We start from the raw sequence: 23,566 nt of genomic DNA, 5'->3' as shown, positions 1-23,566 counted from the left end.
GATGGTGCGAATCACTGTAAGCAACAATTTTAAAGAACTTCAATGCGAAGCGGGAAAGAATGACGGCGGAGCTTTAGAGGCTGTCATTGAAGCGGCCGCAGATTTAAAAAATGAATATCTGGAGCTGACTTTTGTACCAGATATAAAATGTACCGGCAGAGAATATGTACTTTTCCCGGCATGCTGCTATAAAGGGAATCAGTTTACTTCCCTAAAAAGAAATTACCCCCCTATGTTTACGGAGGAAGAAGCGGGGGGAGAGCAGGAGACCATTATTACGGATGTTCCAAGGCTTGAGAAAGATGGAAGCGGTAGCATCCAGGTTACCACGGGAGATGTGAGCGTTCCTTGTGTAGGTTTGTATTCGGCAGAAGAAAAGAAAGCAGTGTTTGTTTATACAATTCAGCAGATTGACGGGGTGAACCTTGGTTTGTCCTATGAGAAAGGGAGAATAGGAATCACTTATCCCCATATGCGGAAGGAACAAATTTACCGTTGGCCATTTATGCAGAATAAAAGTGACCGGGGAATGGACTTTGCGAAAGGGCAGATTCTTAAGATACCGTATAAACTGATAGAAAGGCAGTGTCATGGTATAGAGGAATTTTACAGGATTTTCTTTGCAAACCGGAAATGTATGGGCATGGACTGTAAAAGACCTTTTGTATTGCCATACGAGGAACAGGCCCGTATTCAGATTGACAAATTCAATCAAATGAATTGGCGGGAAGAAGGGGGTTTTTACGGAGTAGGTACAGTAGAGGAACCCGGACAGATGTGGCAGCTGGGATGGGTGGGCGGCGGTATGTCCTCTTATGCATTAATGAAGTTAGGCGGTCCACTGGAATGGAAGCGGGGGATCAGAACGTTGGAACATATCTTCCACACACAGTTGGAAAGCGGGCTGTTTATTGATGAATGTGATTCTACAGGAAAGGCTGACAGGGAAGGCACTTCCGCTTCTGAAAAATGGCATCTGATACGCAGAAGCGGCGATGCATTATATTTTCTGATGAAACATTTCAGGCTGATGCAGGAGAGAAATACTAAGATTCCAGAGGAATTTTTAGAAGGGACAAGAAGGCTTTCGGATGCGTTGGTAAACATGTGGAAAAAATATGGCCAGTTCGGTCAGTTCGTGAACCGGGAAACCGGAGAAATCGTCGTAGGGGGTTCGGCATCGGGGAGCTTAATCCCGGGGGCACTGGCATCTGCTTACCAGTTTTTTTCAGAGAATCATTATCTGGAAGCTGCTAAGGAAAGCGGGGAGATGTTTTACCGTCAGTTTGCAAGAAAAGGTTATACGACAGGTGGCCCGGGTGAGATTCTCCAGTGTCCGGACAGTGAGTCTGCATTTGCATTGTTGGAAAGTTTTGTAGTGCTTTATGAGGTGACAGAAGAAGAAAAATGGCTTGGGTATTCTACTTATATGGCAGACTTCTGCAGCAGCTGGGTTGTTTCTTACAATTATAAGTTTCCGGCCGGCAGTGAGTTTGCAAGATTAAAGATGAAGACAGTGGGGAGTGTTTTTGCAAATGTCCAGAATAAACATTCTGCACCGGGAATCTGCACACTTTCAGGTGACAGTCTGCTAAAAGTGTATAAGTGGACTAAAGAGCCATTGTATCTGGAACTGGCGAAGGATATCGCACTGACTCCCAGCCAGTACATGTCCACAGAGGAACGGCCAATTTATTCGTGGGATGTGCCAAAGGATGCAAGTCTGTTGGAAGATGATACAATTAAGGCGGAGCGGGAAAAACTTCCTCAGGGATACATCTGTGAGAGGGTGAATCTGTCTGACTGGGAGAGTGAACGGTGCATCGGTGGAGTATTTAACGGAAGCTGTTGGGCGGAAACAAGTAATCTGCTTGTGCTGGCAGAAACAATCCCTTTACTAACTTTATTATATAAGGAGGAATCATTATGAACGGCAGAGAGAGAGTATTGGCAGCGATAGAGTTTAGGAATCCGGACAGGATTCCGCTGGATGTATGGATTTTGCCGGCGGCAAGAGAGGAATATGGGGAAAGATTAGAACAGGTCCTGAAACAAAGAGAGCGGGATATCGTATCTGTGGCGGGGCCGTTAGATATGGGTGCTGATGAGCGGTATTATGAAATCGGAAGCTTCGTGGACCCGTGGGGAAGTGGGTGGCGGAATATCCAGAAAGGCATTATTGGCGAGGTAAAAACACCTGTCTTTGAAGAATATGATGAAATTGATTCTTACCGTCCTCCTATTGAACAATTTTTACAGGAGTGGGAGGCGTCAAAAGAGGATCTGGAAAAACAGATTGCCGCCCACAGAGAGCAAGGGAAATTTATACTGGGAGGATGGATTAGCCTTTTTGAAAGAATGCAGTATCTCCGCGGGACGGAAAATCTTTATTGTGATATTGCATTAGACGAAGAAGAGATGTATAAAATGATCTCCTATGTCATGGATTTTGAAAGAATCTATGTTGAGAAGTGGCTGGAATTAGATATTGATGCAATCGGATTCGGTGATGACTGGGGAAGCCAGATCAGCCTGTTGATTTCACCGGATAAGTGGAGGGAGATTTTTAAACCGCTATACAAGGAATTGATTGATACAATTAAAAGTGCAGGGAAGAAAGTATTCTTCCACAGTGACGGCTATATCTATGACTTGTATCCCGAATTCATTGAGTTGGGAGTAGATGCGGTTAACTCACAGCTTTGGTGTATGGGTGTAGAAAAAATTGCTGAGAAATTTGCCGGCAAGATTACTTTCTGGGGAGAAATCAGCCGGCAGACTACTTTGCCAAAGGGAACTGCTGAAGAAATAGCCGAATGTGCAGAGATGCTCAAAAAATTTCTGCAGGTGAACGGAGGCGGGCTTATCGGGCAGAGTGAATTGAATAAAGATGTTCCACTGGAGAATGTGGAAGCATTGCTGAATGTGTGGGATTAACAGGAATGGACCCCACTAATCTTCAGGTATTGAGTTAAGATAGAGAAACCATATCCTGGCAGTCTTTTGGGGATATCCCGTATTCTTTTTTGAATGCACGGTAGAAACTGGAATAATCGCCGAAACCGAACATCTGATAAGTGCGGGTGATATTGCCGCCGCCCTGAATGGCTTCGCGGCAGGCCGTGAGACGCTTTTTTGTAATATACTGATGGATGGAAAGCCCCATATTCTCCTTAAATACATGGGCAATATGGTATTTACTGACATAAAATTCACTGGCCAGTACATCCAGAGAAAGCGTTTCATCGAGATGGTCCTCAATATACTGTATGACATTCTGGTAGAGGGATTCAATCACCTGCGGGTTCTGCGGGTTATTCCGTTCATAGACAAGACGGTTCAGGTGGAGAATCAGGTCATCCACACAGAGCGTGATCTGGGGGGCACGTCCGAACTTATCGGAGCGCTGCTCCTCAATCAGTCTCAGGATGCGGGACTGGATTGTATTGAATGTGATACGGTCATTATGGAAGATATAATCATTCTGAATCTGTACATACTGCTGGAGGTATACATAATCAGAAGAAATATCGAGCAGATGGTTGCAGTATTCCTGGCTGATCCAGAAAACAAACCTGCGGTATGGAAGTTCCATGTCTTGAACAACCGCGCGGTGGTACACATGCGGCGGGATCAGGATCAGATCCCCGTACTGCAGCGGATACTGCTGGTCACGGACCTGTATCTTCACATTCCCCTCTAAAAAGAAGTAAAATTCATAATAATTATGGGCATGCATTTCCACATGGGGGGGCAGATTGCGGTCGTTATAGTAATATATTTCGAAATCTTTAGACAGCATGTACTGTCTGGTACTGAACTCAGTCTGCAGATTTTTTTTCATAAGGGTCACCTTCCTGTAGGGGATACTTTATGTTAACATGGCAGAACAAGTTTTACAATATATACAATCCCGTGAAGGTGTTTTTTTATACATATGTGTTTACATCGTACCGTGAATAGTAACTTCACATCAGCGGCTGCCGCCTGTTTACAGTCTTCTGATTCAATTCGACCCAAAGATCCGCCGCGTCCTGCTGCGTCAGAGTGAGGAGCTTTTTGTTAAATTCATCATCATTTTTTGCATGTTTCTCTAAATATTTCAATATCTCAAACCAATCAAATTTCATGTTATTTACTCCCTTCCGGTGCATTTTAACGGCCATTTAAATACATTGACTTTCCATGTTCCCTGTACTACACTTCTTAATATAATATTATCGTACAAACTATGTGAAATATACTTATTTACCGACTGAATAATGGTAAAATACCGACAAAACAATTCTGGAAAGGAGACAAGGTATGTTTTTGGAAGAGTTGAAAATGACATCACATAAAGAGGAAGAAATCTTTGAAATGAAACAGGAATATCCATATGTCATCCGCAGGATTACCCCTTTGGCGGGCCGGTCGCTGCTTGTTCCCTGGCACTGGCATCAGGAACCGGAGTTTATAACAGTGAAGGAGGGGGTGCTGGAATATGTGACCCTCGACAAACGGGTTTTTATACGTCAGGGGGAAGGAGTATTTGTGAATGCAAATGTCCTGCATCAGTTATTCACCCCGTCCCCGGATGTACCTATTTATTACGATGTACATATGTTCCAGAGGGAGTTTGCCGCACCGGCGAAAAGTCTGATTGATACAAAATACCTTGCGCCTCTTCTACAGTGTGAAGCAGTTACACTTGTGCATCTGGGCCCGGATTCTCCACTCCAGAACAGTATTCTGGACAAATTGGAACGACTGGCCCGCTGGGAGAAAGAAGAGGCATTTGGTTATGAATTAAAATCCAGAAACCTGCTCTCCGAATTATTGCTGGAGCTTTTTGAAGACCAGAAAGAGAACATCCTAAAGGAGCAGGAGCCTTGCTTTTACAGTGAAAGCCGTCTGAAAACAATGCTGATCTACATTCAGGAGCATTATATGGAAAACATATCACTGGAGGATATAGCCGGCGCCGCCCACATAGGGGAACGGGAATGCCTCCGCTGTTTTCAGAAAATGCTGCATATCACACCGGTTGCCTATCTCAATTCATATCGGATACAGGTGGCATGCGGGCTGCTGCGTTTCACAGGGGACAGTATCGTAGAGATTGCTATGAAGACAGGATTTAGTTCCGGGAGTTATTTTGGCAAAATATTTCGCAGACATATGAACTGTACTCCGAAAGAGTACAGGAAAAATTGACATCCTGCACAAAATCTGTTATGATAGCAGTTGAGACTAATAAGTATCCTTTACTTGATGTCAGGTAAAGGGTATTTTTTTTGAGTAAATTTATTATTAAAGGAGTTTTATGGAAGAAACAAGATTTGAAGAATTGGGACTTTGTCCCGAAATTATGAAAGCAATTAAGAATATGGGTTTTGAGGAGGCTTCCCCGATTCAGGCGAAAGCAATTCCTGTTATGAGAACTGGGAAGGATATTATCGGTCAGGCACAGACAGGAACCGGAAAGACAGCAGCTTTCGGCATCCCGCTTCTGGAGAAGATCGATCCTAAGAATAAAAAGCTTCAGGCAGTTGTACTCTGCCCGACCAGAGAACTCGCTATCCAGGTGGCGGAGGAGATCCGTAATCTGGCAAAATATATGCATGCGATTAAAGTACTTCCTATCTATGGAGGACAGGAGATCGTAAAACAGATCCGTTCCCTTAAGAGTGGTACACAGCTGATCATTGGAACACCGGGACGTGTGATGGACCACATGCGCCGCAAGACGATCAAGATGGAAGATGTTCATACAGTCGTACTGGATGAAGCGGATGAAATGCTGAACATGGGATTCCGTGAGGACATCGAGACGATTCTGGAAGGGGTTCCAGAGGACCGTCAGACAGTGTTATTCTCAGCAACAATGCCGCAGGCAATTCTGGATATTACAAAGAAATTCCAGAAGGACGCCCAGCTTGTAAAAGTAACAAAGAAAGAACTTACTGTACCGAATATCGAACAATATTATTATGAAGTAAGACCGAAAAATAAAGAAGAAGTGCTTGCAAGACTGTTGGATATCTATACACCAAAGCTGTCCGTAGTATTCTGTAACACAAAGAGACAGGTAGACCTTCTTGTAAACGGACTGCTCGGAAGAGGCTACTTTGCGGCCGGACTTCATGGTGATTTGAAACAGGCACAGCGTGACAGGGTTATGCAGGGATTCCGTTCCGGGAAAACTGACATCCTCGTTGCAACAGATGTGGCTGCCAGAGGAATCGATGTGGATGAAGTGGAAGCAGTATTTAACTATGACCTTCCACAGGACGACGAGTATTATGTGCACCGTATCGGAAGAACCGGAAGAGCCGGACGTGAAGGCCGCTCCTTCTCATTCGTTTCCGGAAAAGAAGTATATAAGCTGAAAGAGATCCAGCGTTACTGCAAGACGAAGATCTATGCACAAAAAGTTCCGTCACTGAACGATGTGGCAACGACTAAGATGGATAACATTCTTTCAGAGATAGACAGTGTTATAGAAACGGAAGACCTGACAAAATACCTTCAGGCAATCGAGAATAAGGTAAACGAATCCGACTATACAGCAATGGATATGGCAGCGGCGTTCCTGAAGATGAGTTCTGGTCAGAATGAAGTAAACCAGGAAGAAATGGACTTTGGCGATACAGGTGCTGAAGAAGCAGGAATGGTCAGACTCTTTATCAATATAGGAAAGAAAAACAAGGCAAAACCGGGAGATATTGTGGGCGCACTCGCAGGCGAGAGCGGAATTCCGGGAAAAGTGATCGGATCAATTGATATGTTTGATAAGTATACTTTCGTAGAAGTGCCGAGAGAGTATGCAAGGGATGTATTAAACGCAATGAATAACGCGAAGATCAAAGGAAAATCAGTGGCTGTCGAACCGGCAAACCAGAAATAAATCAGGCACCATGTTTAGAGAACGACATGATCATATAAGAATGGGTGTATCCGATGGAGCTGTCGCATCAATGATTAAAAAATCATAGATGCGGCAGTATCTTTTTACCATTTAATTGAGCATCATTGAGTAAATATCTGTTATTCAAAATAGTTTAAGTTGACGATATCTAAAATCCCTAATTGTGATGCGATATACTGTAGACCTGATTGTATTCTTTCACGTCTAAAACTATTTGCTAATAGAAATTCATCGGTCTGTTCGTTTAGATAGGCATAAAATAAAAGTGCTTTTTCTAAAGCCCGGCTTTCGTTGTTACCAACGCTCTGACATATCTCTTTTTCCACTTCATTGATTTTTCCGATATTAACCTGCCCCTGTAAGGAATTGAGCATTTTTTTATCTTCGTTTTTTAAAGTCTGTGACGTGATGTCTAATGGGAATTCAGTATCTTTGTTAAAGATTAATCTACTAATTGTTCGGATAATATCCCTGTTCATACGCATTATATAGTCTTGCTCATACATTTGTCCAATTCTCCTCCTTCTTTAAAGTTTGTTATATAGTCAGTTTTTTGCTCAAATTCCAGCATTATGTATGTCTGATTGAAGAATATTATGAAGAATATTAAGAAATACGCGGCTGTCAAACGTAAATTAAAATAAGACAGTCGCGTATTTTTGTTTTGCAGAATAATTATTCTAAAGAAAGACCTGCTTGAAATCACCCTTTGATGACTGTTCCGGCCTTCCCCTTCAGTCCTTCTCTCATCTTATCGAAAGATGTGATCAGTGCGCTGCGCCCATCTGCTTTTTCGATGAATTCAACGGCAGCGCGGAATTTTGGATACATGTTGTAGATCCCGAAGTGTCCCTCTTCCATGTATGTTTTTGCCTGTTGGAGGCTGATCTCACCGAGCTTCTCTTCATTCGGCTGCCCAAGGTTGATGCATACCTGTTCAACACTTGTCAGGATGATGAGTTCATCCGCATTGACACCCTCGGCAAGCTTTCCCGCTGTTAAGTCTTTTTCGATTACTGCACTTGCACCTTTTAAGTGGTTGTCCTGCTCCAGTACAGGAATACCGCCGCCTCCGCATGCGATAACGACCTGATCGGCATCCAGCAGTGCTTTGACTGCGTCCAGTTCGACGATCTTGACCGGATTTGGTGCGGATACGACACGCCGGAATCCCTTTCCGGGCTCCTCCACCACATAATTTCCTTTTTTCCGTTCCTCATTTGCCTCCTCGGCTGTCATATAACGTCCGAGGACCTTCGTCGGTGTATAGAATGCTTCATCATAAGGATCTACAATAACCTGAGTCAGAACAGTGCTGACTGTACGGTAAATACCGCGGTTGAGCAGTTCCTCCCGGATTCCGTTCTGGAGGTCATATCCAATGTAACCCTGGCTCATGGCAGAGCAGACAGACATGGGAGCTGCAGTATAATCATCATGTGTCTTTCCAAACTCGTTCATGGCCGTATGAATCATGCCGACCTGCGGCGCATTGCTGTGCGTAATAACAACCTGATAACCTTCTTCAATTAAATCTGCGATTGATTTTGCTGTATTTTTTACGGCTACCTTCTGTTCCGGGAGCGTGGTTCCCAAAGCACGGTGTCCTAATGCGACTACTACTCTTTTCTTCATAAATTAAGTCCCTCTGTTTCTTATTAGATTTGTTACCTTCAAGTATATAGTGAATTATATTATTTTTCTGATAAAAAAGCAACGATTAACGGCTAAAGTTCGACTACGCGGTAACGATGCCCGGTATATTTCAGAAATTTCTTCAGGATGTCATCCGTCTTAATCTTCAGGCTGGAGGTATTGATGCAGGGATGGCAGCCAATATATTCCTGATTCAGAAGCTCCTTATCCACCAGCAGGTCCACATACCAGTCTTTATCATTCATCAATCCCAGGACACTGACAGACCCGGGAGTAATATCCAGATATTTTTCCATAAATTCCGGTTCTGCAAAAGAAAGGCGTGAGATTCCCAGCTGACTTGAGAGATCCTTCGTATAGAACTTCTTTTCTCCTGGCATCAGAATCAGAAAGAAGGTGGTCTTCTGACGGTTGCGCAGAAAAAGATTCTTGCACGGCATGATTCCCAGCTCCTTTTCGATCGCCTGGCAGGCCTCGATTGTCGGCGCAACATCGTGGTCCACTCCTTCGTACGGAATGCCCAGTTTGTCCAGTGCATCGTAGACCCGTATCTCTTTTTCGAGCCGGCCCGTACAATCAGGTTTTGAGGTAAAATGATCCTTGCTTACAAATATTTCATCCATAATAAAATCCTTTCTGTCTCATTGTATCTTTTTTAAAATATATTATTCAAACAAACATGTTCTACACTTTTGTAAAAAATAGTCCCGGCGCCATAAGCTCACTCATTAATTCGGGATGTGTGAGTGCATAGAGAAAATCTGTGGCAAATAAAAGGCACAGCAGTAGACATATCGAAAACTTCAGGTAGTCAGGAAGCCTTTGGAAGAGCTCATCCCATCGTGGTGCCAGATAGTACAAAAAAGCGCATCCAAGCATTGCAAAGAAAATAGCACCGCCAAGGAATGTTTTTCCATTCAAGTTCAGGAAATAACCGGTGTAATCCGCAGATGCGATATCATATTCATATTCCATCAGCCAGTTCATGAGATATTCGATCAGGGAGTAAACTGCCATCATAGCGATAAATGCAGGAATCGGCTTATGGGCAAATTTCTGAATAAATATCAATAGGATAAGTCCACAGACACCATAAAGAGGTATCCAGGGGCCTATCAGGTAACTACGGTTCAGGAAGACCCCGTCACGAATGATATGTATAAAGCTTTCCAGAACCCATCCAAAGACAGAGAATGCAAAAAACAAAAACACACAGGATAAAAATCCATATTTTTTATTCTCGTGTCTGGGCGGCCTCACGGCACGTGCAGGCGGCTGGATAGAATATAGAAAGACAGGATACTGCTCGGGTTCAAAGTATGAAATCTTCGTATAAGGCCCCTCTGAATCATCATAGAGGGCCTTGCTGATTAAAAGTTCATCCTCTGACGGAACCTGTTCCAGAAGCCTGTCATTGAACGCCTCATATCCGGGAGCGCGGGACAGAACATAATTACGCCTAAGCTCCATATAAAGCTCGGCGTCTGTTCCTGTCTTATACGGATTTACAAACAAAAAGTCCAGCACCCCAAGAGTCAGGGGTGCAAGGATATTCCATCCAAGGAAAGAAAAATGCAATTTAAACATCTTCCATTTATTCCCCCGCATCAGTTGTTTGGAAAGCTGGAAAGCATCCTTACGTTCAATTGCCGGATTCTCAGCAAGGATAAACGGAATCATACTGTATTCATAGTATTTGATAATCCCTCCGGCTATTGTGAGGTTCCACAGCGTCTGGAAAAAAGAACGACAGAACATGACCCAGACCGGATTATAGATATATCTCAATTTATATAGGAAAAAAATCTTACTGATCCTCGTCCGGTGATAATTGCGGGCCTCCAGAAAAAATCTCCGCTCTCCTACCAGAATTGGATTTGCAATTAAAAACTGGTAAAAAAAAGCCAGAAATGCTCCTGTGATCAGGAAAGCAGAAGAAAGGTGAAAGTCATGGGTCAAAATATCATTAGCGGCCCTCAGAACAGAGAAAAAAATAGACTTCCCGCTCGTATAAGTATCAATAATAATTTCGGCAGCCCTGGTCAAAGGAGAATCCATGATGGAGGCAGAGTCATCTGTTATTTGTTCCACTGTATCGGCAATTACGACAGAATTAGAAGTGCCGGCGGCAACATCCGAGTGCTCCGGCACTGTATGCGTGGCAGGCTCATACTGGTTCACAAATATAGTAGAAGATGTATAAGCGGTCGTAAGCATAGCCGTCAGAAAACATACAGCAACCATACGCCAGTAATTAAATTTCAAAGATTCTCTCGTTCTTATCTTTAGTGCTTTTCTCTTCCACATAAGGAACCCTCCGCAGAAACAGGTTATTACTCTATTATAGTAAAGAACACAGAATTAAGCAATGAAGAATTTGGGGGAGAGGTGAGAGGGGGGACGCTTGCGGAAAGCCGGGACGGGATGTCTGAGGGGGTGTATGCTGTTTGGAATGCAGGCGCTTCGATAAGCGGCAGTAAGAGTCTACGCGCACAAGCAGACGGAATCAGATGCATTCACCGCATAATCTGGATGATTATGCGGCTCAGGCATCTTTACAAAACTGCTTTGAAAGCAGTTTTGTATCCGCCTGCTTGTGCGCGTAGACTCTAACTGCTGCTAATCTTGCTTAATGCATTTCAAACAGCATACACCCCCTCAGGCATCCCGCCCCGGCTTTCCGCAAGCTACGCGCCGCAAATCGGAAGGAGTGTCCCCGGGAGGCTTTCAAACATAATTGTACTTTGAATTTACATATTTCAATTTAGATTTTCCATGTTTATTTTGCCCGGGTTCCGTTACTATTTGTTTAAACGAAGGAGGGAGGAAACAGCATGGGACAGACAATATTGGAACTGCATGATATTGTGAAGACGTTTCCCGGGGTTCTGGCGCTGAATGGTATTAATTTTAACCTGCTTAGCGGTGAAATCCATGCGATCTGCGGTGAAAACGGGGCAGGGAAATCTACGCTGATGAAGGTTGTCTGCGGGGTTCATGAGGCGGACAGCGGAACAATGATCGTGAATGGTAAGCAGGAGAATTTTTCGAACCCGATGGAGGCATATGAAAAAGGGGTGTCGATTATCTTTCAGGAGACGAGCCTGTTTGAAGAGATGACAGTTCTGGATAATATGTTCCTCGGACATGAGATGACGAAAAAGGCGGGGCCTTTGCAGATTATTGACTATGGGGCGATGCGCAGGGAGGCCGAAAAGATATTTCAGCGTCTGAATACGAAGATTCATATGGATGCACAGATTAAAACCCTTGGAATGGCACAGAAGCAGATGGTGGAGATCGCGAAGGCGCTGACCTTTGATGCGAATATTATTATTTTCGATGAACCGACTGCATCACTGACGCAGCGTGAGGTAACGGCGTTGTTCCAGATTATCAATGATTTGAAGGCGAGCGGCCTCGGAATCGTGTACATCAGCCACAGAATGGAAGAAATTTTCGAATTGTGTGACCGGGTGACTGTGATCAGGGACGGACAATATATTTCAACGAAAAATATCGCCGGGACCAGTAAGGACGATCTCGTGGCAGATATGGTCGGACGTAAGATGGGAAGTTATTACCCGAAGTCAGAGACAAAGATCGGGGAGGAAATCTTCCATGTGGAAGGGTACTATGATGAGGGATTTCTGGAAGACATCAGTTTCTATGTAAGGCGCGGGGAAATCCTTGGATTTGCGGGGCTGGCCGGGGCCGGCAGGACGGAGCTGATGGAATCGATCTGTGGATTCACAGGGCGTGCGGCAGGCACGATGTGGCTGGAAGGAAAACCACTTGAAATTAAGAACTATAAACAGGCAATGGAGAACGGGATTGTCTATGTATCAGAGGATCGCGGAAAGTACGGCCTGATCGTTGATATGACGATACAGCAGAACATTTCCCTTCCGCAGCTGGAGCGTTTCAAGAAAGGCCCGGGGTTTCTGGATGAGAAGAAAGAGAGTGAAAAAGGCAGGGAGTACATAGAGGAAGTCGGAATAAAAGCACCATCACCGGATTTCCTTGTCGCGAACCTTTCAGGAGGCAACCAGCAGAAAGTGTCCGTGTCAAAAGCACTTGCACTTGATCCAAAGCTTTTGATTCTGGATGAACCGACGCGGGGGGTAGACGTCAATGCAAAGGCGGAGATCCATAAGATCATCAGTGAACTGACCCAGAAAGGGCTGACGATTATTATGATTTCCTCAGAGCTTCCGGAACTGATCGGGATGTGTGACAGAATCTATGTCATGAAAGACGGATACATTGCAGGGTGCTTCGACAGAGAGGATGTTACACAGGAAAAGATCCTGACCGTTGCGCTGGAATCAAAGAAAGAGAGGCAGGAGGGGTAAGAGATGAATGAGAAGAAAAAGAAAGCGTCTTTTCTGACGACAGAATTTTACCTTGCGCTGTTCCTGATTCTGGTGCTTGCGTTTCTCGGAGTTGCGGCAAGAGATTTTTATTCCATCAACAATATCATGAGCCTGCTGAATACGTTCAGTTACATTCTGATCTCAGCGATTGGCATGAATATGATTATTATTACATCCAATATTGATGTATCCACGGGTGCGCTCATTTCCGTAGTATGCCTGTTCACCGCGGCAATCGGCAAGACAGGGGTGCCGTTCGCAGGTCTTCTTCCGGCAGCGATGCTGATGGGAGCTGTTTTAAGCACCATGAACGGGCTGTTTATTACAAAGATGAAGATACCGGCAATCGTGGCAACACTCGCTACGACACAGATATTTCAGGGGGTGCTCCCGCTTCTGGTGGAAGGTTCCATTTACGATCTTCCGGCAAGCTTCACATGGCTGGCATTTGACGCCAAGGTTTTCGGGATCATTCCGGCAAGCGTTCTGATCTGCCTGATTGTAACCGTGATAGCACTCATATTTATGAAATACTCCAAGTTTTCAAAGAAGATATATGCGATCGGCAACAATGCGAAAGGAGCCCGGCTTGCAGGTGTAAATGTAAACAAGACAATTGTTATTACTTATGCCATTGCAGGGGCACTGTTTGGTATATCGGCCGTGATCATTGCGACGGCAGGACAGAGAGTGACGAACACAATGGGAACCGGACTTGAGATGACATTTATCGCAGCGGTTGTACTGGGTGGAACAAGCACGGCCGGGGGCTCCGGGAAAATTATCGGAACGGTGATAGGGGCATTTATTCTGGCAATGATCGCCCCGGCAATCAATTATCTCGGAATCAGCCCGAACTGGTCTGACGCAGTAAAGGGAGCTATCATCATTATCTCTGTCGTCGTGAGCGGGGCCAAATATCTGAAGAAAAAGAGAGTCATCCATAAGGGCAGCACAGTTGAGGCAGGAGGTGGTGCATCATGAAGAAAATAATGAAGTTCTCCTTCAATAAGGCATTGTTCCTGATCTGGCTGGTTATATTTATCGGTATTTCAATTAAAAGTCCGTCCTTTTTGACTGCGCCTTATATCATCAACGTTATGCTTAGAAATATCGTAGAGATCGGGATGGTCGCACTTCCGATGACACTGATTATTATTACAGGGGGAATCGACCTGTCTGTAGGAAATACCATGATCCTGTCAGCCATGCTCGGCGGGATCGCCTATACAAAATGGGGGACCGCGGCAGCGGTGCTCGCAACCGTACTGACCGGTGCAGCCTGCGGACTTTTGAATGGCGTTATCATAGCAAAGGCAAAAATATCCGCAATGGTAACGACACTGGCGACAATGTATCTGTTCCTGGGTCTGGCAAGGGGCATTTCAAAGGGAGACAGTGTGTATTCATACGGTTTCGCGGAAGCACTTGGAAACACGTCCCTGGCTGGGCTTCCGATACAGATCTGGATTTATATACTGCTGGCCGTGATATTTACACTGCTGCTTGGGAAGGGATTGTTCGGAAGAAAACTTTACAGTATCGGACTGAATGTGAATGCAACCAGATATTCAGGCGTGAATACAGACCGGATGCTGATCATCATTTACACTGTATGTGGGATTATATGCGCACTGGCAGCGTTTATCTTCCTTGGCAGATTCACGAGTGTTAAGTATGACGCGGGAACAAGCTTCAACTTAAAAGTTATTACCATCGTCGTGCTGGGCGGAACAAGCATCATGGGCGGTGTCGGTGACATGAAGGGAACGATCCTTGGAACGCTGATCATTGCAACATTGAACAGTGGCCTGACGGTTATGAACATACCGATCGATGTGCAGACGATTGTACAGGGAGTTGTCCTGATCATAGCACTGATTGCATGTGCTGTTGTGACAGAACGGTCCAAAAAGAAACGAATCATAAAAGTAGACACCGGGCAGACGGTAAAAGCAGAACCGGTGTAAAAAAGATTGTAATACGCAAGTATTATATATACAATAAAAAGGAAAGGAAAGAGGAAGAAGTATGAAAGCAAAAGAATTAATGAAAAGGGCAGCAGGCGGAGCGTTAGCAGCAGTTATGGTATTGTCTATGCTGACAGGATGTTCGAAGACAGAGGCACCGAAAGCAGAGACGAAGACGGAGGATGATGCCTCCAAGGATGCGAAAGATTCTGATGGCGATATGACAATCGCAATGCTTCCGAAATTCAAAGGCGAGAACTATTTCGATGCCTGTAAGACAGGCGCGCAGGAAGCAGCAGATGAACTGGGAATCACTCTTTTGTATGACGGACCTTCTCAGGATCAGGCGACAAACCAGAAACAGGTTGATATTCTGGAAGGATGGATCGCACAGGGCGTAAACGTTATCGTAGTGTCACCTAACGATCCAACAGCAATTGCACCAACGCTGAAGAAAGCACAGGATGCAGGAATCAAGGTTGTAACTTTTGATGCGGATGCCCAGGAAGATTCCAGAGATATCTTTGTGAACCAGATCACGGCAGAGAGTGCGGCTAAAGGCCTTCTTGACGGTGCGGCAAATGACCTGAAAGCAAAGGGATACGGTGCAGATAAAACAGCAAACATCGCTCTTGTATCCAGTTCAGGAACAGACGCAAACCAGAAAGCATGGGAAGATGCCATTAATGCACTTCTTGAAACAGATGACTATAACTTCATGAAGATTAAGAACAAGGAAACAGATGTATATTATCCGGGAACAGACGAGACGAAGGTGAACAGCGAATGTGCAACATTGATCGGACGTATGGGTGAAGGCGAAGATAAGATTCAGGCTGCAATCGGTCTGTCATCTATGGCAACACCTGCACTTGGCGCCCAGTATCAGTCGGCATCCAGCAAACCGGACGCGAAAATCGTTTCCATGACAGGGCTTGCTACACCAAACGCATTGAAGACATACATCAAAGATGATGAAAATCCTCTGAACTCAGGTGTACTCTGGAATTGTATGGACCTTGGATATCTTGCGGTACAGACAGCATACCAGTTATCAGAAGGAACCATCACACCAGATGCAACAACAATTGATGCAGGAAGACTCGGTGCAAAAGATATCGTTGATGCACAGTGTGTATTAGGAGATGCCCTTGTATTTGATGCATCCAATGTAGACGAATTCGATTACTAAAAGAATACATACCTGCCGGGCGGCATGGGGGTTTTGCTTCGCGGGCAGGGTATCATAAAGGGGGATGCTGTACAACATGCAGCAGCCCTCATTGTGCTATAGACAGGGAGTGGAATAAACATGAAAAAGCAGAAGGCCGGGACAAAGCTGTCTATTACTTATGCGGTTTTTATCATTGTGCTGATTACGATAGTGGCAATTGTGTTTTATCGGTATAACCGTGATACGATATATGATGACGGGGTCAGCAACCTGATACAGACGACGAATGCTACAATGGAACAGATTGATAACCGGCTGACGAATATGGAGCAGGCCTCCATTGACGTGTTTACAAATTCCAATTTCCTGGAGCAGTGGCAGGAATACCAGAGGGGATGGAATCAGGGGACGGGGAGGAATGTAAAAAGAATTCTTACAAACGCTTATAAAAATAAATCGGATATCCGGCGGGTGGCTGTCTATGACAAGAAAGGCAGTTATATCTGTACGGGAAATGTGGAGACGGACAGGCAGCAGGTGATTCGGCGCGTGGAACACCTGGAGGAAAAATACAGCTTTAAGGAGGCTGACAGCAGGGTGTTTTTAGGACCGTCCGAAGATTTCTGGGAACCTTCGACAAACGCGAAAGTTATCACTGAGATTAAACCGGTGAAGACGCCTGCGAAGGAGATTGTCGGTTATATAGAAGTACAGCAGAATTATTTTTATATCCGGAATATCTGTGACGTGAAGTGGAGCGGGTATGACCTGAATACGATGGTTTTTATCGGAGACCATGCAGATCTGTTTTATGCAGACGTTACATGGAAAAAGCCGGAGAAACAGATCCAGTATTTTGCCGAACTGACGGAGCAGTATGTAAAGGTAAAGGACACCGGAGAAGAGATCGTAACGATGGCAAGTTCCAACTATTATCCCAGCCGGACGGTAATTGTACTGCCGAAAAAAGTCCTGTATAAGTCGATGCGGACCACGATTCAGGGAATCATCATGGTTGCGGTGATACTGATTGCATTTACGCTGTGTTATATTCTGTTTGTGACGAAGAAAATCATGCAGCCGATTGACACATTCGTGAAACGAATGCAGGTGACCCGTCTCGAGAATTTTACAGAACACCAGCCCACGAAGAACATGGACTGGGAGACACGGATTCTGCTGAAGGCGTTTGAAGACATGGCGGACCGCCTGCGTGAGTCGATGGAACGCCAGCAGCAGATGGCCGATGTCCAGACGAAAACACTGTTCAGTATCCTGCAGTCAGAGATCAGTCCCCACTTTATGTACAATACCCTTGGCAGTATTGCCAATATGTGTGAGAACGGAGAGCGGGAGGAGGCGGCAAATGCCTGCTACAGCCTCTCGGAGATCATGCGGTATGCATCAGATTACACGACCGTGGAAGTGACATGGCAGGAGGAACTGGACAATCTCAAGGCATATATGTCGATCATGAAGAGCAGATACCGGCAGCGGCTGGATTATGAGATTACAGTGGATGGGAATCTGGATTATTTTATGCTTCCCAAAGTAACGTTCCAGCCGATTGTGGAGAATGCGATTAAATACAGCCTTCTCGAATCCGAACATGTACTGATACAGATTTATGTTGTGGAATTTGACGGGTATGCAATTGTGGAGATCAAAGATAACGGCTGTGGAGTGACACAAGAAGATATTGAGCTTGTGAAGAGCCGGATTGAGACATTTTACAGGGATCACGGGTCAAGGGAGATCAGCGAGAATATTCAGTTTGGGGGAATGGGATTAAGCGGTACACTGATCCGGCTTTCTATTTTCTTTGGGGATGGTTTTTCATATGAAATACTGGGAAGAAATGATGCCGGAGGTACGACAATCGTTTTGAAGATGAAGCTGGAATAACAGGGGGGCTTAAAAGTATGTACAAAGTATTGTTGGTGGATGATGAGCCTGCTATACTGGAGGCAGAGAAGCGGGCAATAGACCAGAGGATCAGGGATTTTGAAGTGGCGGCGGAGGCTTATTCCGTGGACCGGGGGATTGAAATTTTCAATGAGATCCATCCCGATGTCGTACTTACGGATATGAAGATGCCGCGCAAAAGCGGGATAGAGCTGATTAAATACATCGGCTCCCAGGAAGACAAACCGGCAGTATGCATCGCCGTCAGCGGGTACTCAGATTTTCATTATGTGCACGATGCATTTATGTATGGGGGATTCGATTATCTGCTGAAACCGATTGAACCGGCAAAGATTGAAGAACTGTTTGGAAGGATCAGGCAGCTTCTCGTATCCATGAGAAATGATGCGGACAGTCCGGTAATTACTACGGAGAAGCCGTCCGGAAAAGAACTGGTGGCGATGATCGAGCACTATGTAAGAAGCCACTTGTCGGAGGATAACAGCATCATACGCATCTGCGGCAGGTATACGATCAGCCAGCCGTATCTGAGCAGGATTTTTAAAAAATATAAGAACTGCACTTATAATGAATATATTATTAATCTGAAGATCAGTGAGGCAAAAAAGCTTCTGGAGCGGCATGACTGCCTGATCGGGGAGGTGGCAGAAACACTCGGCTTCACCGACCAGTTTTATTTCAGCAAAGTATTTAAAAACAGCGTGGGGTGTACACCGCGCGAGTACCGGAAGAAGTTTTCAGAATAATAGATTTTGGATGATACAAAATAAGGAGGAACCAGATATGACAAATAGAGAGCGTGAGCAGGCAACACTGAATTTTAAAAGACCAGAGGGGAGGGGGACGGTCGCGGAGACTTTCTATCCCTGGGTGCTGACGACAGACCGTTTTAAGGAGGAAGGTATGCCTGCTAAGATTGCAGACGGGGCAAAGGATATTACAAATAATATCGTAGGCAACAAAGCGAACCAGACTGAAAAGTATCTGGCTGTAGAATGGGGGGAGGGCGTCATGGAGTACGAGAAGTACCTCGGTTTCGACCCTGTCAGAAGAATACATTTCGTACTTCCATTCAGGCGGTTTGAAGAAAAGATTGTAGAAGAGACGGCTGAACATATCATCAAACAGGATATCTACGGCAGACAGGTAATTAAAAATACAGGGTCGGACTTGGAACTGGACTATAAACCTGTGATTGAGACACAGGAAGACTGGGACCGCCTGAAGGAACACGCGGAAAAAGAGCTGGAGGAGTATTTTACGGACGAACTGATTGAGGCGGCGTACGGCCCGCTCGTGGAAGGGCACGAGAGAGGAGATTATTCGATCCGGCTGAATATCGAGGGATTCTTCTGGGTTCCAAGGGAATTGATGGGGATCGAGGCCCATATGTTTGCCTTTTATGATGAACCAGAGCTGATGCATGATATTAATGAATATATCCTGAAGATTTATCAGACCAAATTACTGAAAGTGATTGATCTGGTCAGGCCCGATGTGGTCTACCTTATGGAAGACCTTAGCGGGAAGAACGGCCCGATGGTATCACCGGAATGCTTTGATGAGTTTGTCGGGGCATATTATAAGAGGCTGATCCCCCTGTTAAAAGAGCATGGTGTGGGGAATGTGTTTGTAGATACGGATGGGGACTTTGCCCGGCTGATTCCGAATTTTATGGCAGCAGGCGTCGACGGTTTCCTTCCGATGGATGTGAATGCAGGAATGGATATCGTAGCAGTCAGAAAGCAGTTCCCGACATTAAAATTTATCGGGAGTTTTAACAAACTGGAGATCGCAAAAGGCCCTGAGGCGATTGACAGGGAGTTTGAACGCATTCTTCCGGTTATCCGCGGCGGCGGGTACATACCGGGATCGGACCACCAGGTGGCGCCGTCCACGTCTTTGGAGAATTATAAATACTATATCAGTAAATTGAAAGAGGTCATGGAACAGGCCGGGGCTGACATACAGTAATTTTGGTATTATTAGTAAATAGAACATGGGAGAAGTGTTGAGTTGCAAATTAACCAGCACTTCTTTTTTTGCACATATTTTTATGACTTACTATCTTTTTACTGTTTTAAATCGTTATACTTAATAGAATGGTAAAACGTTTTCAGTATGAAAAATGGAAAGGAGGGTTTTGTGAAATCAGATATGAAATTAATCGGGAAAATGAAACAAGGCGATGAAGAAGCTTTTGATATATTTATTCACATGTATTATCCGGAGATTCTGTCGTATTGTAATTATCATTGTTCTGATAAATGCTATGCACAAGATTTGACGCAGGAGACTTTTATACATTTTTTTGCGAACCTATCCTCTTACCGTCACAGCGGAAAAACTAAAAATTATTTATATACAATAGCAGGCAATTTGTGTAAAGACTTTTATAAAAAGAAGAAAGAACTCTATATACAAGAGCAGGATTTAGAAGGACAGCAGAATCTGCAGTATTGTTCAACGGAAGATGTGATACATAAGGTTACAATTGAATGGGCTTTGGAACAACTGTCTGACGAATTAAGGGAAGTCATTATTCTATATTATTTTCAAGAATTGAAACTTACGGAAATTGCGTCCATACTGCAGATCAGCCTTCCTTTAGTAAAGTATCGTGTAAGGCAGGCCAAAATGAAGCTTGGAGAGTTATTGCAAAAGGAGGAGGATTATGAATCTGAATGTACAGGTCAATGCCTATAAGAAGTCAGTTAGAATCAAACCAGATGAAGAAAAAATACGAGAAACGATTATAAAATCTAAAGAGGCTTTTTTTGAATATGAAGATAAAATAATGTTGTCATACTATGAATTTTTATGGTCACAGTTAAAATTAACACGAAAAAAGTGGTGGATTCTTCAAACCCTGCTCTTATGTCTTACTGGTATGATAATGCTTTCTGCGTATGAAGATATTTATATTCAAAAAAGTATGGGGATTATGGCTTCACTGTTTATTATTCTTGTTATTCCGGAATTCTGGAAAAACAGGTCATATCAATGTATGGAAATTGAGGAGGTTTCTTATTATTCCTTAAGGCAAATCTATTCTGCACGAATGGTATTATTTGGCACCGCAGATATTTTATTGCTGACAGTATTTATGGGGACAATGACAATCCGATTTCACTTTCAGCTAATGGAACTGGTGGTTCAATTTCTTTTGCCGATGCTCGTGACTGCCTGCATCTGCTTTGGAATTTTATGTAGTAAACATATTTGTAGTGAAACATTTGCAGTGTCCTTATGTGTGATTTGGAGCAGCATCTGGTCTTTTATCGTTTTAAATGAAAAAGTATATGCCATGATTTCTTTACCTGTATGGCTGTCGTTTACAGGAATTGTACTTATTGTTTTATGTGTTGTGATTTTCCGTACCATAGGGATGTGTGATAAATATTGGGAGGTGGTTTCTTATGGAAATGAGGCTGGATAATTTAACAAAGAACTTTGGGGATTTTACAGCAGTAAACAATCTGAATCTTACAATAACAAATGGTGTATATGGTCTGCTCGGCGTGAATGGCGCCGGCAAGACTACTTTGATGAGAATGCTGTGTACTTTATTGAAGCCTACAAGCGGCAGTATTACCTGTAATGGAAATGATACTTTCAAAATGGGAGGGGAATATCGGAAATTATTAGGGTACCTGCCGCAGGATTTTGGCTTTTATCCGGAATTTACAGTACAGGATTACCTTCTCTACATTGCTGCAATAAAAGGGCTCAGACCTGCCACGGCAAAAAAACGCGTGAAGGAGTTAATTCCACAAGTGGGGCTTTCTAAAGCAGCTGGCAGGAAAATGAAGAAATTGTCCGGCGGCATGAAACGCCGGACGGGAATTGCACAGGCGCTGCTGAATAATCCAAGGATTTTGATACTGGATGAACCAACCGCGGGACTAGACCCAAATGAAAGAATCCGTTTCCGCAATTTAATCAGCGGGCTTTCAGAAGATCGGATTGTCTTATTATCAACCCATATTGTTTCAGATATTGAATATATTGCCAATGAAATCTGGCTTATGCATGAGGGGATACTTGTACAAAAGGGTTCTCTGGAGGAGATTATCCATTCCATGCCGGAAAAAGTCTGGTCTTGTTTTATGGATCATGCAGCGGCCGCAGATGTAATGAAAAAGTATAAGGTTTCAAATATGAAATCAGAGTCAGGAGGTGTGGAACTGCGTATTATTTCAAAGAGACGGCCATTTGACAATGCAGTACCTGCAGAACCTTCACTGGAAGATGTTTTCTTATACTATTTTGGAGAAAAAGGTGGTGATGGGAAATGATGCGATTTGAAATCAAGAAAGTATTTTCTAAAAATGTAAACAAGATTGCATTATTGACATTACTGGTAATACTTGTAATTGTCAGTATGCTTACGGTTAACCGCGTTGAGTATACAGATGGAAACGGAAATTCTTACGCCGGAATAAAAGCAGCCCGAAATCTTAGGGAGGCAAAAAATGAATGGGCCGGTTATATTACAGAAGATGTTTTGGGAAAAGTATTTATAGAAAATAAAGAAATTTCCAACTCAAAGGATGCAATGTCCGATGACATACGGGAATCCAATAAAGCATATGCAAGAAAACAGGGGTTGAGTGATATTCTGGATATGATAATCAGTGCATACAGTAAATGGCGTGATTATGACTATTATGCAGTTGAAAATATTAGTCAGGAGGAAGCAAGGAATACTTATGAGCAGAGAATATCCGGTTTAAAGGAGTGGCTTGATTCTGGGGAGGAAGTATTTTCAGATAAAGAAAAAAACTATCTTGTCAGCCAATATGAGAAACTAAAAACACCTTTTTATTATGAATATATAAGCGGTTGGAGCGCCCTGCTGCAGAATATTCCGACTTTCATTTTGATCGTGGCCTTGATTATAGGCGTTCTCACATCCGGTATTTTTTCGGATGAGTTTCAATTGAAAGCAGATTCTATTTTCTTTTCCTCAAAATTAGGGAGGAATAAAGCTGTCCGGTCAAAAATGGCAGCGGCGTTCATGATTACTACAATTGTCTATGTCATATTTGTGTTTCTATATACAATGATTGTCCTTGGTATTTTGGGTTTTGACGGTGCTGCCTGTCCGATCCAGCTGGATATGTGGAGGAGCATATATAATATTACTTTCTTTCAGGCTTATTTACTGATTGTTCTGGGCGGATACACCGGCACTTTATTTGCATGTACATTATCCATGCTGGTATCTGCCAAAATACGTTCGACAGTTATATCTGCTATTATACCATTTATCGTATTATGCGTACTTCCGTTTACAAGCAGAATTATCACTCTGCCGCAGATCTTTAATTTATTTCCGAATCAGCTGATGGAAGTATATATTAGCATTAAGGACTTTTCGCTGTACGAAGCAGGAGGCTATATTATGAGTGATGTTATGGTAATTATACCGCTTTACATGATATTAAGCGTTGTTCTCCAGCCAATTTTATATGGCGTCTATAAAAGGGTACAAATAAGATAGCGAAACAAGAAAAGAGAAGTGCGAAACTGCTTTGCAGTTTATGAGCAC

The 23,566-nt window shown here is 43.8% G+C and carries 21 protein-coding genes; 15 read left to right on the top strand and 6 right to left on the bottom strand.

Annotated elements, in window-relative coordinates; all coding sequences use genetic code 11:
• Nucleotide 1: 1 nt before the first annotated feature.
• Nucleotides 2–1,930, top strand: coding sequence for a glycoside hydrolase family protein (locus ABIN22_RS14685; protein ID WP_346909582.1), 1,929 nt, complete (start codon nucleotides 2–4; stop codon nucleotides 1,928–1,930).
• A complete protein-coding gene (locus ABIN22_RS14680; protein WP_346909580.1) occupies nucleotides 1,927–2,937 on the top strand; it encodes a uroporphyrinogen decarboxylase family protein in 1,011 nt (336 codons plus the stop codon). The genes ABIN22_RS14685 and ABIN22_RS14680 overlap by 4 nt, the downstream gene beginning before the upstream one ends.
• 34 nt (nucleotides 2,938–2,971) lie before the next feature.
• Here the strand turns inward: ABIN22_RS14680 and ABIN22_RS14675 are convergent, their stop codons facing one another.
• Nucleotides 2,972–3,844 (bottom strand): helix-turn-helix domain-containing protein, encoded by an 873-nt coding sequence (locus ABIN22_RS14675; RefSeq protein ID WP_346909578.1) that lies wholly within the window; start codon nucleotides 3,842–3,844, stop codon nucleotides 2,972–2,974.
• A 124-nt stretch (nucleotides 3,845–3,968) separates the two neighbouring features.
• Nucleotides 3,969–4,130, bottom strand: coding sequence for a hypothetical protein (locus tag ABIN22_RS14670; protein WP_181368881.1), 162 nt, complete (start codon nucleotides 4,128–4,130; stop codon nucleotides 3,969–3,971).
• Nucleotides 4,131–4,305: 175 nt separating this feature from the next.
• Between ABIN22_RS14670 and ABIN22_RS14665 the strand changes: the two genes are divergently transcribed.
• The gene (locus tag ABIN22_RS14665) at nucleotides 4,306–5,196 is read left to right on the top strand and encodes an AraC family transcriptional regulator (RefSeq protein WP_109734008.1); all 891 of its coding nucleotides are present in this window, start codon (nucleotides 4,306–4,308) and stop codon (nucleotides 5,194–5,196) included.
• 109 nt (nucleotides 5,197–5,305) lie between these two features.
• Nucleotides 5,306–6,889 (top strand): DEAD/DEAH box helicase, encoded by a 1,584-nt coding sequence (locus ABIN22_RS14660; protein WP_109733902.1) that lies wholly within the window; start codon nucleotides 5,306–5,308, stop codon nucleotides 6,887–6,889.
• Between the two features lie 140 nt (nucleotides 6,890–7,029).
• Here the strand turns inward: ABIN22_RS14660 and ABIN22_RS14655 are convergent, their stop codons facing one another.
• From ABIN22_RS14655 to ABIN22_RS14640, 4 genes are all read right to left on the bottom strand, one after another.
• Nucleotides 7,030–7,416 carry a DUF6483 family protein gene (locus tag ABIN22_RS14655; RefSeq protein WP_346909575.1) on the bottom strand — a complete coding sequence of 129 codons (387 nt, stop codon included), beginning with the start codon at nucleotides 7,414–7,416 and terminating at the stop codon, nucleotides 7,030–7,032.
• A gap of 196 nt (nucleotides 7,417–7,612) precedes the next feature.
• Nucleotides 7,613–8,545: a carbamate kinase gene (arcC, locus tag ABIN22_RS14650; protein WP_346909573.1), complete on the bottom strand. Its 933-nt coding sequence runs from the start codon at nucleotides 8,543–8,545 to the stop codon at nucleotides 7,613–7,615.
• Nucleotides 8,546–8,637: 92 nt separating this feature from the next.
• A complete protein-coding gene (locus ABIN22_RS14645; protein WP_346909571.1) occupies nucleotides 8,638–9,189 on the bottom strand; it encodes a prolyl-tRNA synthetase associated domain-containing protein in 552 nt (183 codons plus the stop codon).
• A gap of 61 nt (nucleotides 9,190–9,250) precedes the next feature.
• Nucleotides 9,251–10,873, bottom strand: coding sequence for a DUF975 family protein (locus ABIN22_RS14640; RefSeq protein ID WP_346909569.1), 1,623 nt, complete (start codon nucleotides 10,871–10,873; stop codon nucleotides 9,251–9,253).
• A gap of 527 nt (nucleotides 10,874–11,400) precedes the next feature.
• On the opposite strand from ABIN22_RS14640, the gene ABIN22_RS14635 reads away from it, so the two are divergent.
• The 11 genes from ABIN22_RS14635 (at nucleotide 11,401) to ABIN22_RS14585 (ending at nucleotide 23,518) form a co-directional block, all read left to right on the top strand.
• Nucleotides 11,401–12,921, top strand: a complete 1,521-nt coding sequence (locus ABIN22_RS14635; RefSeq protein ID WP_346909567.1) for a sugar ABC transporter ATP-binding protein — start codon at nucleotides 11,401–11,403, stop codon at nucleotides 12,919–12,921.
• 3 nt (nucleotides 12,922–12,924) lie between these two features.
• Nucleotides 12,925–13,926 (top strand): ABC transporter permease, encoded by a 1,002-nt coding sequence (locus tag ABIN22_RS14630; RefSeq protein WP_109733909.1) that lies wholly within the window; start codon nucleotides 12,925–12,927, stop codon nucleotides 13,924–13,926.
• Nucleotides 13,923–14,912 carry an ABC transporter permease gene (locus ABIN22_RS14625; protein WP_242996270.1) on the top strand — a complete coding sequence of 330 codons (990 nt, stop codon included), beginning with the start codon at nucleotides 13,923–13,925 and terminating at the stop codon, nucleotides 14,910–14,912. Before ABIN22_RS14630 ends, ABIN22_RS14625 begins: the two co-directional genes overlap by 4 nt.
• Before the next feature lie 61 nt (nucleotides 14,913–14,973).
• On the top strand, nucleotides 14,974–16,104 hold the full coding sequence (locus ABIN22_RS14620; RefSeq protein ID WP_109733911.1) for an autoinducer 2 ABC transporter substrate-binding protein: 1,131 nt from the start codon (nucleotides 14,974–14,976) through the stop codon (nucleotides 16,102–16,104).
• A 120-nt stretch (nucleotides 16,105–16,224) separates the two neighbouring features.
• Nucleotides 16,225–17,991, top strand: coding sequence for a sensor histidine kinase (locus ABIN22_RS14615; protein ID WP_109733912.1), 1,767 nt, complete (start codon nucleotides 16,225–16,227; stop codon nucleotides 17,989–17,991).
• Between the two features lie 17 nt (nucleotides 17,992–18,008).
• On the top strand, nucleotides 18,009–18,758 hold the full coding sequence (locus ABIN22_RS14610; RefSeq protein ID WP_118622018.1) for a response regulator transcription factor: 750 nt from the start codon (nucleotides 18,009–18,011) through the stop codon (nucleotides 18,756–18,758).
• Between the two features lie 37 nt (nucleotides 18,759–18,795).
• Entirely contained in the window at nucleotides 18,796–19,986 is a 1,191-nt protein-coding gene (locus ABIN22_RS14605; RefSeq protein WP_346909563.1) for a uroporphyrinogen decarboxylase family protein, read from the top strand.
• 171 nt (nucleotides 19,987–20,157) lie between these two features.
• A complete protein-coding gene (locus ABIN22_RS14600; protein ID WP_346909561.1) occupies nucleotides 20,158–20,718 on the top strand; it encodes an RNA polymerase sigma factor in 561 nt (186 codons plus the stop codon).
• The gene (locus ABIN22_RS14595) at nucleotides 20,687–21,451 is read left to right on the top strand and encodes a hypothetical protein (RefSeq protein WP_346909559.1); all 765 of its coding nucleotides are present in this window, start codon (nucleotides 20,687–20,689) and stop codon (nucleotides 21,449–21,451) included. The genes ABIN22_RS14600 and ABIN22_RS14595 overlap by 32 nt, the downstream gene beginning before the upstream one ends.
• Entirely contained in the window at nucleotides 21,432–22,310 is an 879-nt protein-coding gene (locus ABIN22_RS14590) for an ABC transporter ATP-binding protein (protein ID WP_346909557.1), read from the top strand. Before ABIN22_RS14595 ends, ABIN22_RS14590 begins: the two co-directional genes overlap by 20 nt.
• Nucleotides 22,307–23,518, top strand: a complete 1,212-nt coding sequence (locus tag ABIN22_RS14585; RefSeq protein ID WP_346909555.1) for an ABC transporter permease — start codon at nucleotides 22,307–22,309, stop codon at nucleotides 23,516–23,518. The genes ABIN22_RS14590 and ABIN22_RS14585 overlap by 4 nt, the downstream gene beginning before the upstream one ends.
• The last annotated feature ends 48 nt before the right edge of the window (nucleotides 23,519–23,566 follow it).

This window comes from Faecalicatena orotica (assembly GCF_905197545.1).
GTDB lineage: Bacteria > Bacillota > Clostridia > Lachnospirales > Lachnospiraceae > Faecalicatena_A > Faecalicatena_A orotica.
The sequence above is the reverse complement of the archived record's forward strand: the minus strand, read 5'-3'. Positions and strand labels throughout refer to the sequence as shown.

Excerpts from the sequence above, each read along its gene's own strand:
- ABIN22_RS14635 (WP_346909567.1), top strand. The coding sequence starts at position 11,401 with ATGGGACAGACAATATTGGAACTGCATGATATTGTGAAGACGTTTCCC.
- ABIN22_RS14685 (WP_346909582.1), top strand. The coding sequence starts at position 2 with ATGGTGCGAATCACTGTAAGCAACAATTTTAAAGAACTTCAATGCGAA.
- ABIN22_RS14615 (WP_109733912.1), top strand. The coding sequence starts at position 16,225 with ATGAAAAAGCAGAAGGCCGGGACAAAGCTGTCTATTACTTATGCGGTT.
- ABIN22_RS14665 (WP_109734008.1), top strand. The coding sequence starts at position 4,306 with ATGTTTTTGGAAGAGTTGAAAATGACATCACATAAAGAGGAAGAAATC.
- ABIN22_RS14605 (WP_346909563.1), top strand. The coding sequence starts at position 18,796 with ATGACAAATAGAGAGCGTGAGCAGGCAACACTGAATTTTAAAAGACCA.
- ABIN22_RS14680 (WP_346909580.1), top strand. The coding sequence starts at position 1,927 with ATGAACGGCAGAGAGAGAGTATTGGCAGCGATAGAGTTTAGGAATCCG.
- ABIN22_RS14625 (WP_242996270.1), top strand. The coding sequence starts at position 13,923 with ATGAAGAAAATAATGAAGTTCTCCTTCAATAAGGCATTGTTCCTGATC.
- ABIN22_RS14640 (WP_346909569.1), bottom strand. The coding sequence starts at position 10,873 with ATGTGGAAGAGAAAAGCACTAAAGATAAGAACGAGAGAATCTTTGAAA.
- ABIN22_RS14670 (WP_181368881.1), bottom strand. The coding sequence starts at position 4,130 with ATGAAATTTGATTGGTTTGAGATATTGAAATATTTAGAGAAACATGCA.
- ABIN22_RS14655 (WP_346909575.1), bottom strand. The coding sequence starts at position 7,416 with ATGTATGAGCAAGACTATATAATGCGTATGAACAGGGATATTATCCGA.
- ABIN22_RS14660 (WP_109733902.1), top strand. The coding sequence starts at position 5,306 with ATGGAAGAAACAAGATTTGAAGAATTGGGACTTTGTCCCGAAATTATG.
- ABIN22_RS14585 (WP_346909555.1), top strand. The coding sequence starts at position 22,307 with ATGATGCGATTTGAAATCAAGAAAGTATTTTCTAAAAATGTAAACAAG.
- ABIN22_RS14620 (WP_109733911.1), top strand. The coding sequence starts at position 14,974 with ATGAAAGCAAAAGAATTAATGAAAAGGGCAGCAGGCGGAGCGTTAGCA.
- ABIN22_RS14610 (WP_118622018.1), top strand. The coding sequence starts at position 18,009 with ATGTACAAAGTATTGTTGGTGGATGATGAGCCTGCTATACTGGAGGCA.
- ABIN22_RS14675 (WP_346909578.1), bottom strand. The coding sequence starts at position 3,844 with ATGAAAAAAAATCTGCAGACTGAGTTCAGTACCAGACAGTACATGCTG.
- arcC (WP_346909573.1), bottom strand. The coding sequence starts at position 8,545 with ATGAAGAAAAGAGTAGTAGTCGCATTAGGACACCGTGCTTTGGGAACC.
- ABIN22_RS14645 (WP_346909571.1), bottom strand. The coding sequence starts at position 9,189 with ATGGATGAAATATTTGTAAGCAAGGATCATTTTACCTCAAAACCTGAT.
- ABIN22_RS14595 (WP_346909559.1), top strand. The coding sequence starts at position 20,687 with ATGAATCTGAATGTACAGGTCAATGCCTATAAGAAGTCAGTTAGAATC.
- ABIN22_RS14630 (WP_109733909.1), top strand. The coding sequence starts at position 12,925 with ATGAATGAGAAGAAAAAGAAAGCGTCTTTTCTGACGACAGAATTTTAC.
- ABIN22_RS14590 (WP_346909557.1), top strand. The coding sequence starts at position 21,432 with ATGGAAATGAGGCTGGATAATTTAACAAAGAACTTTGGGGATTTTACA.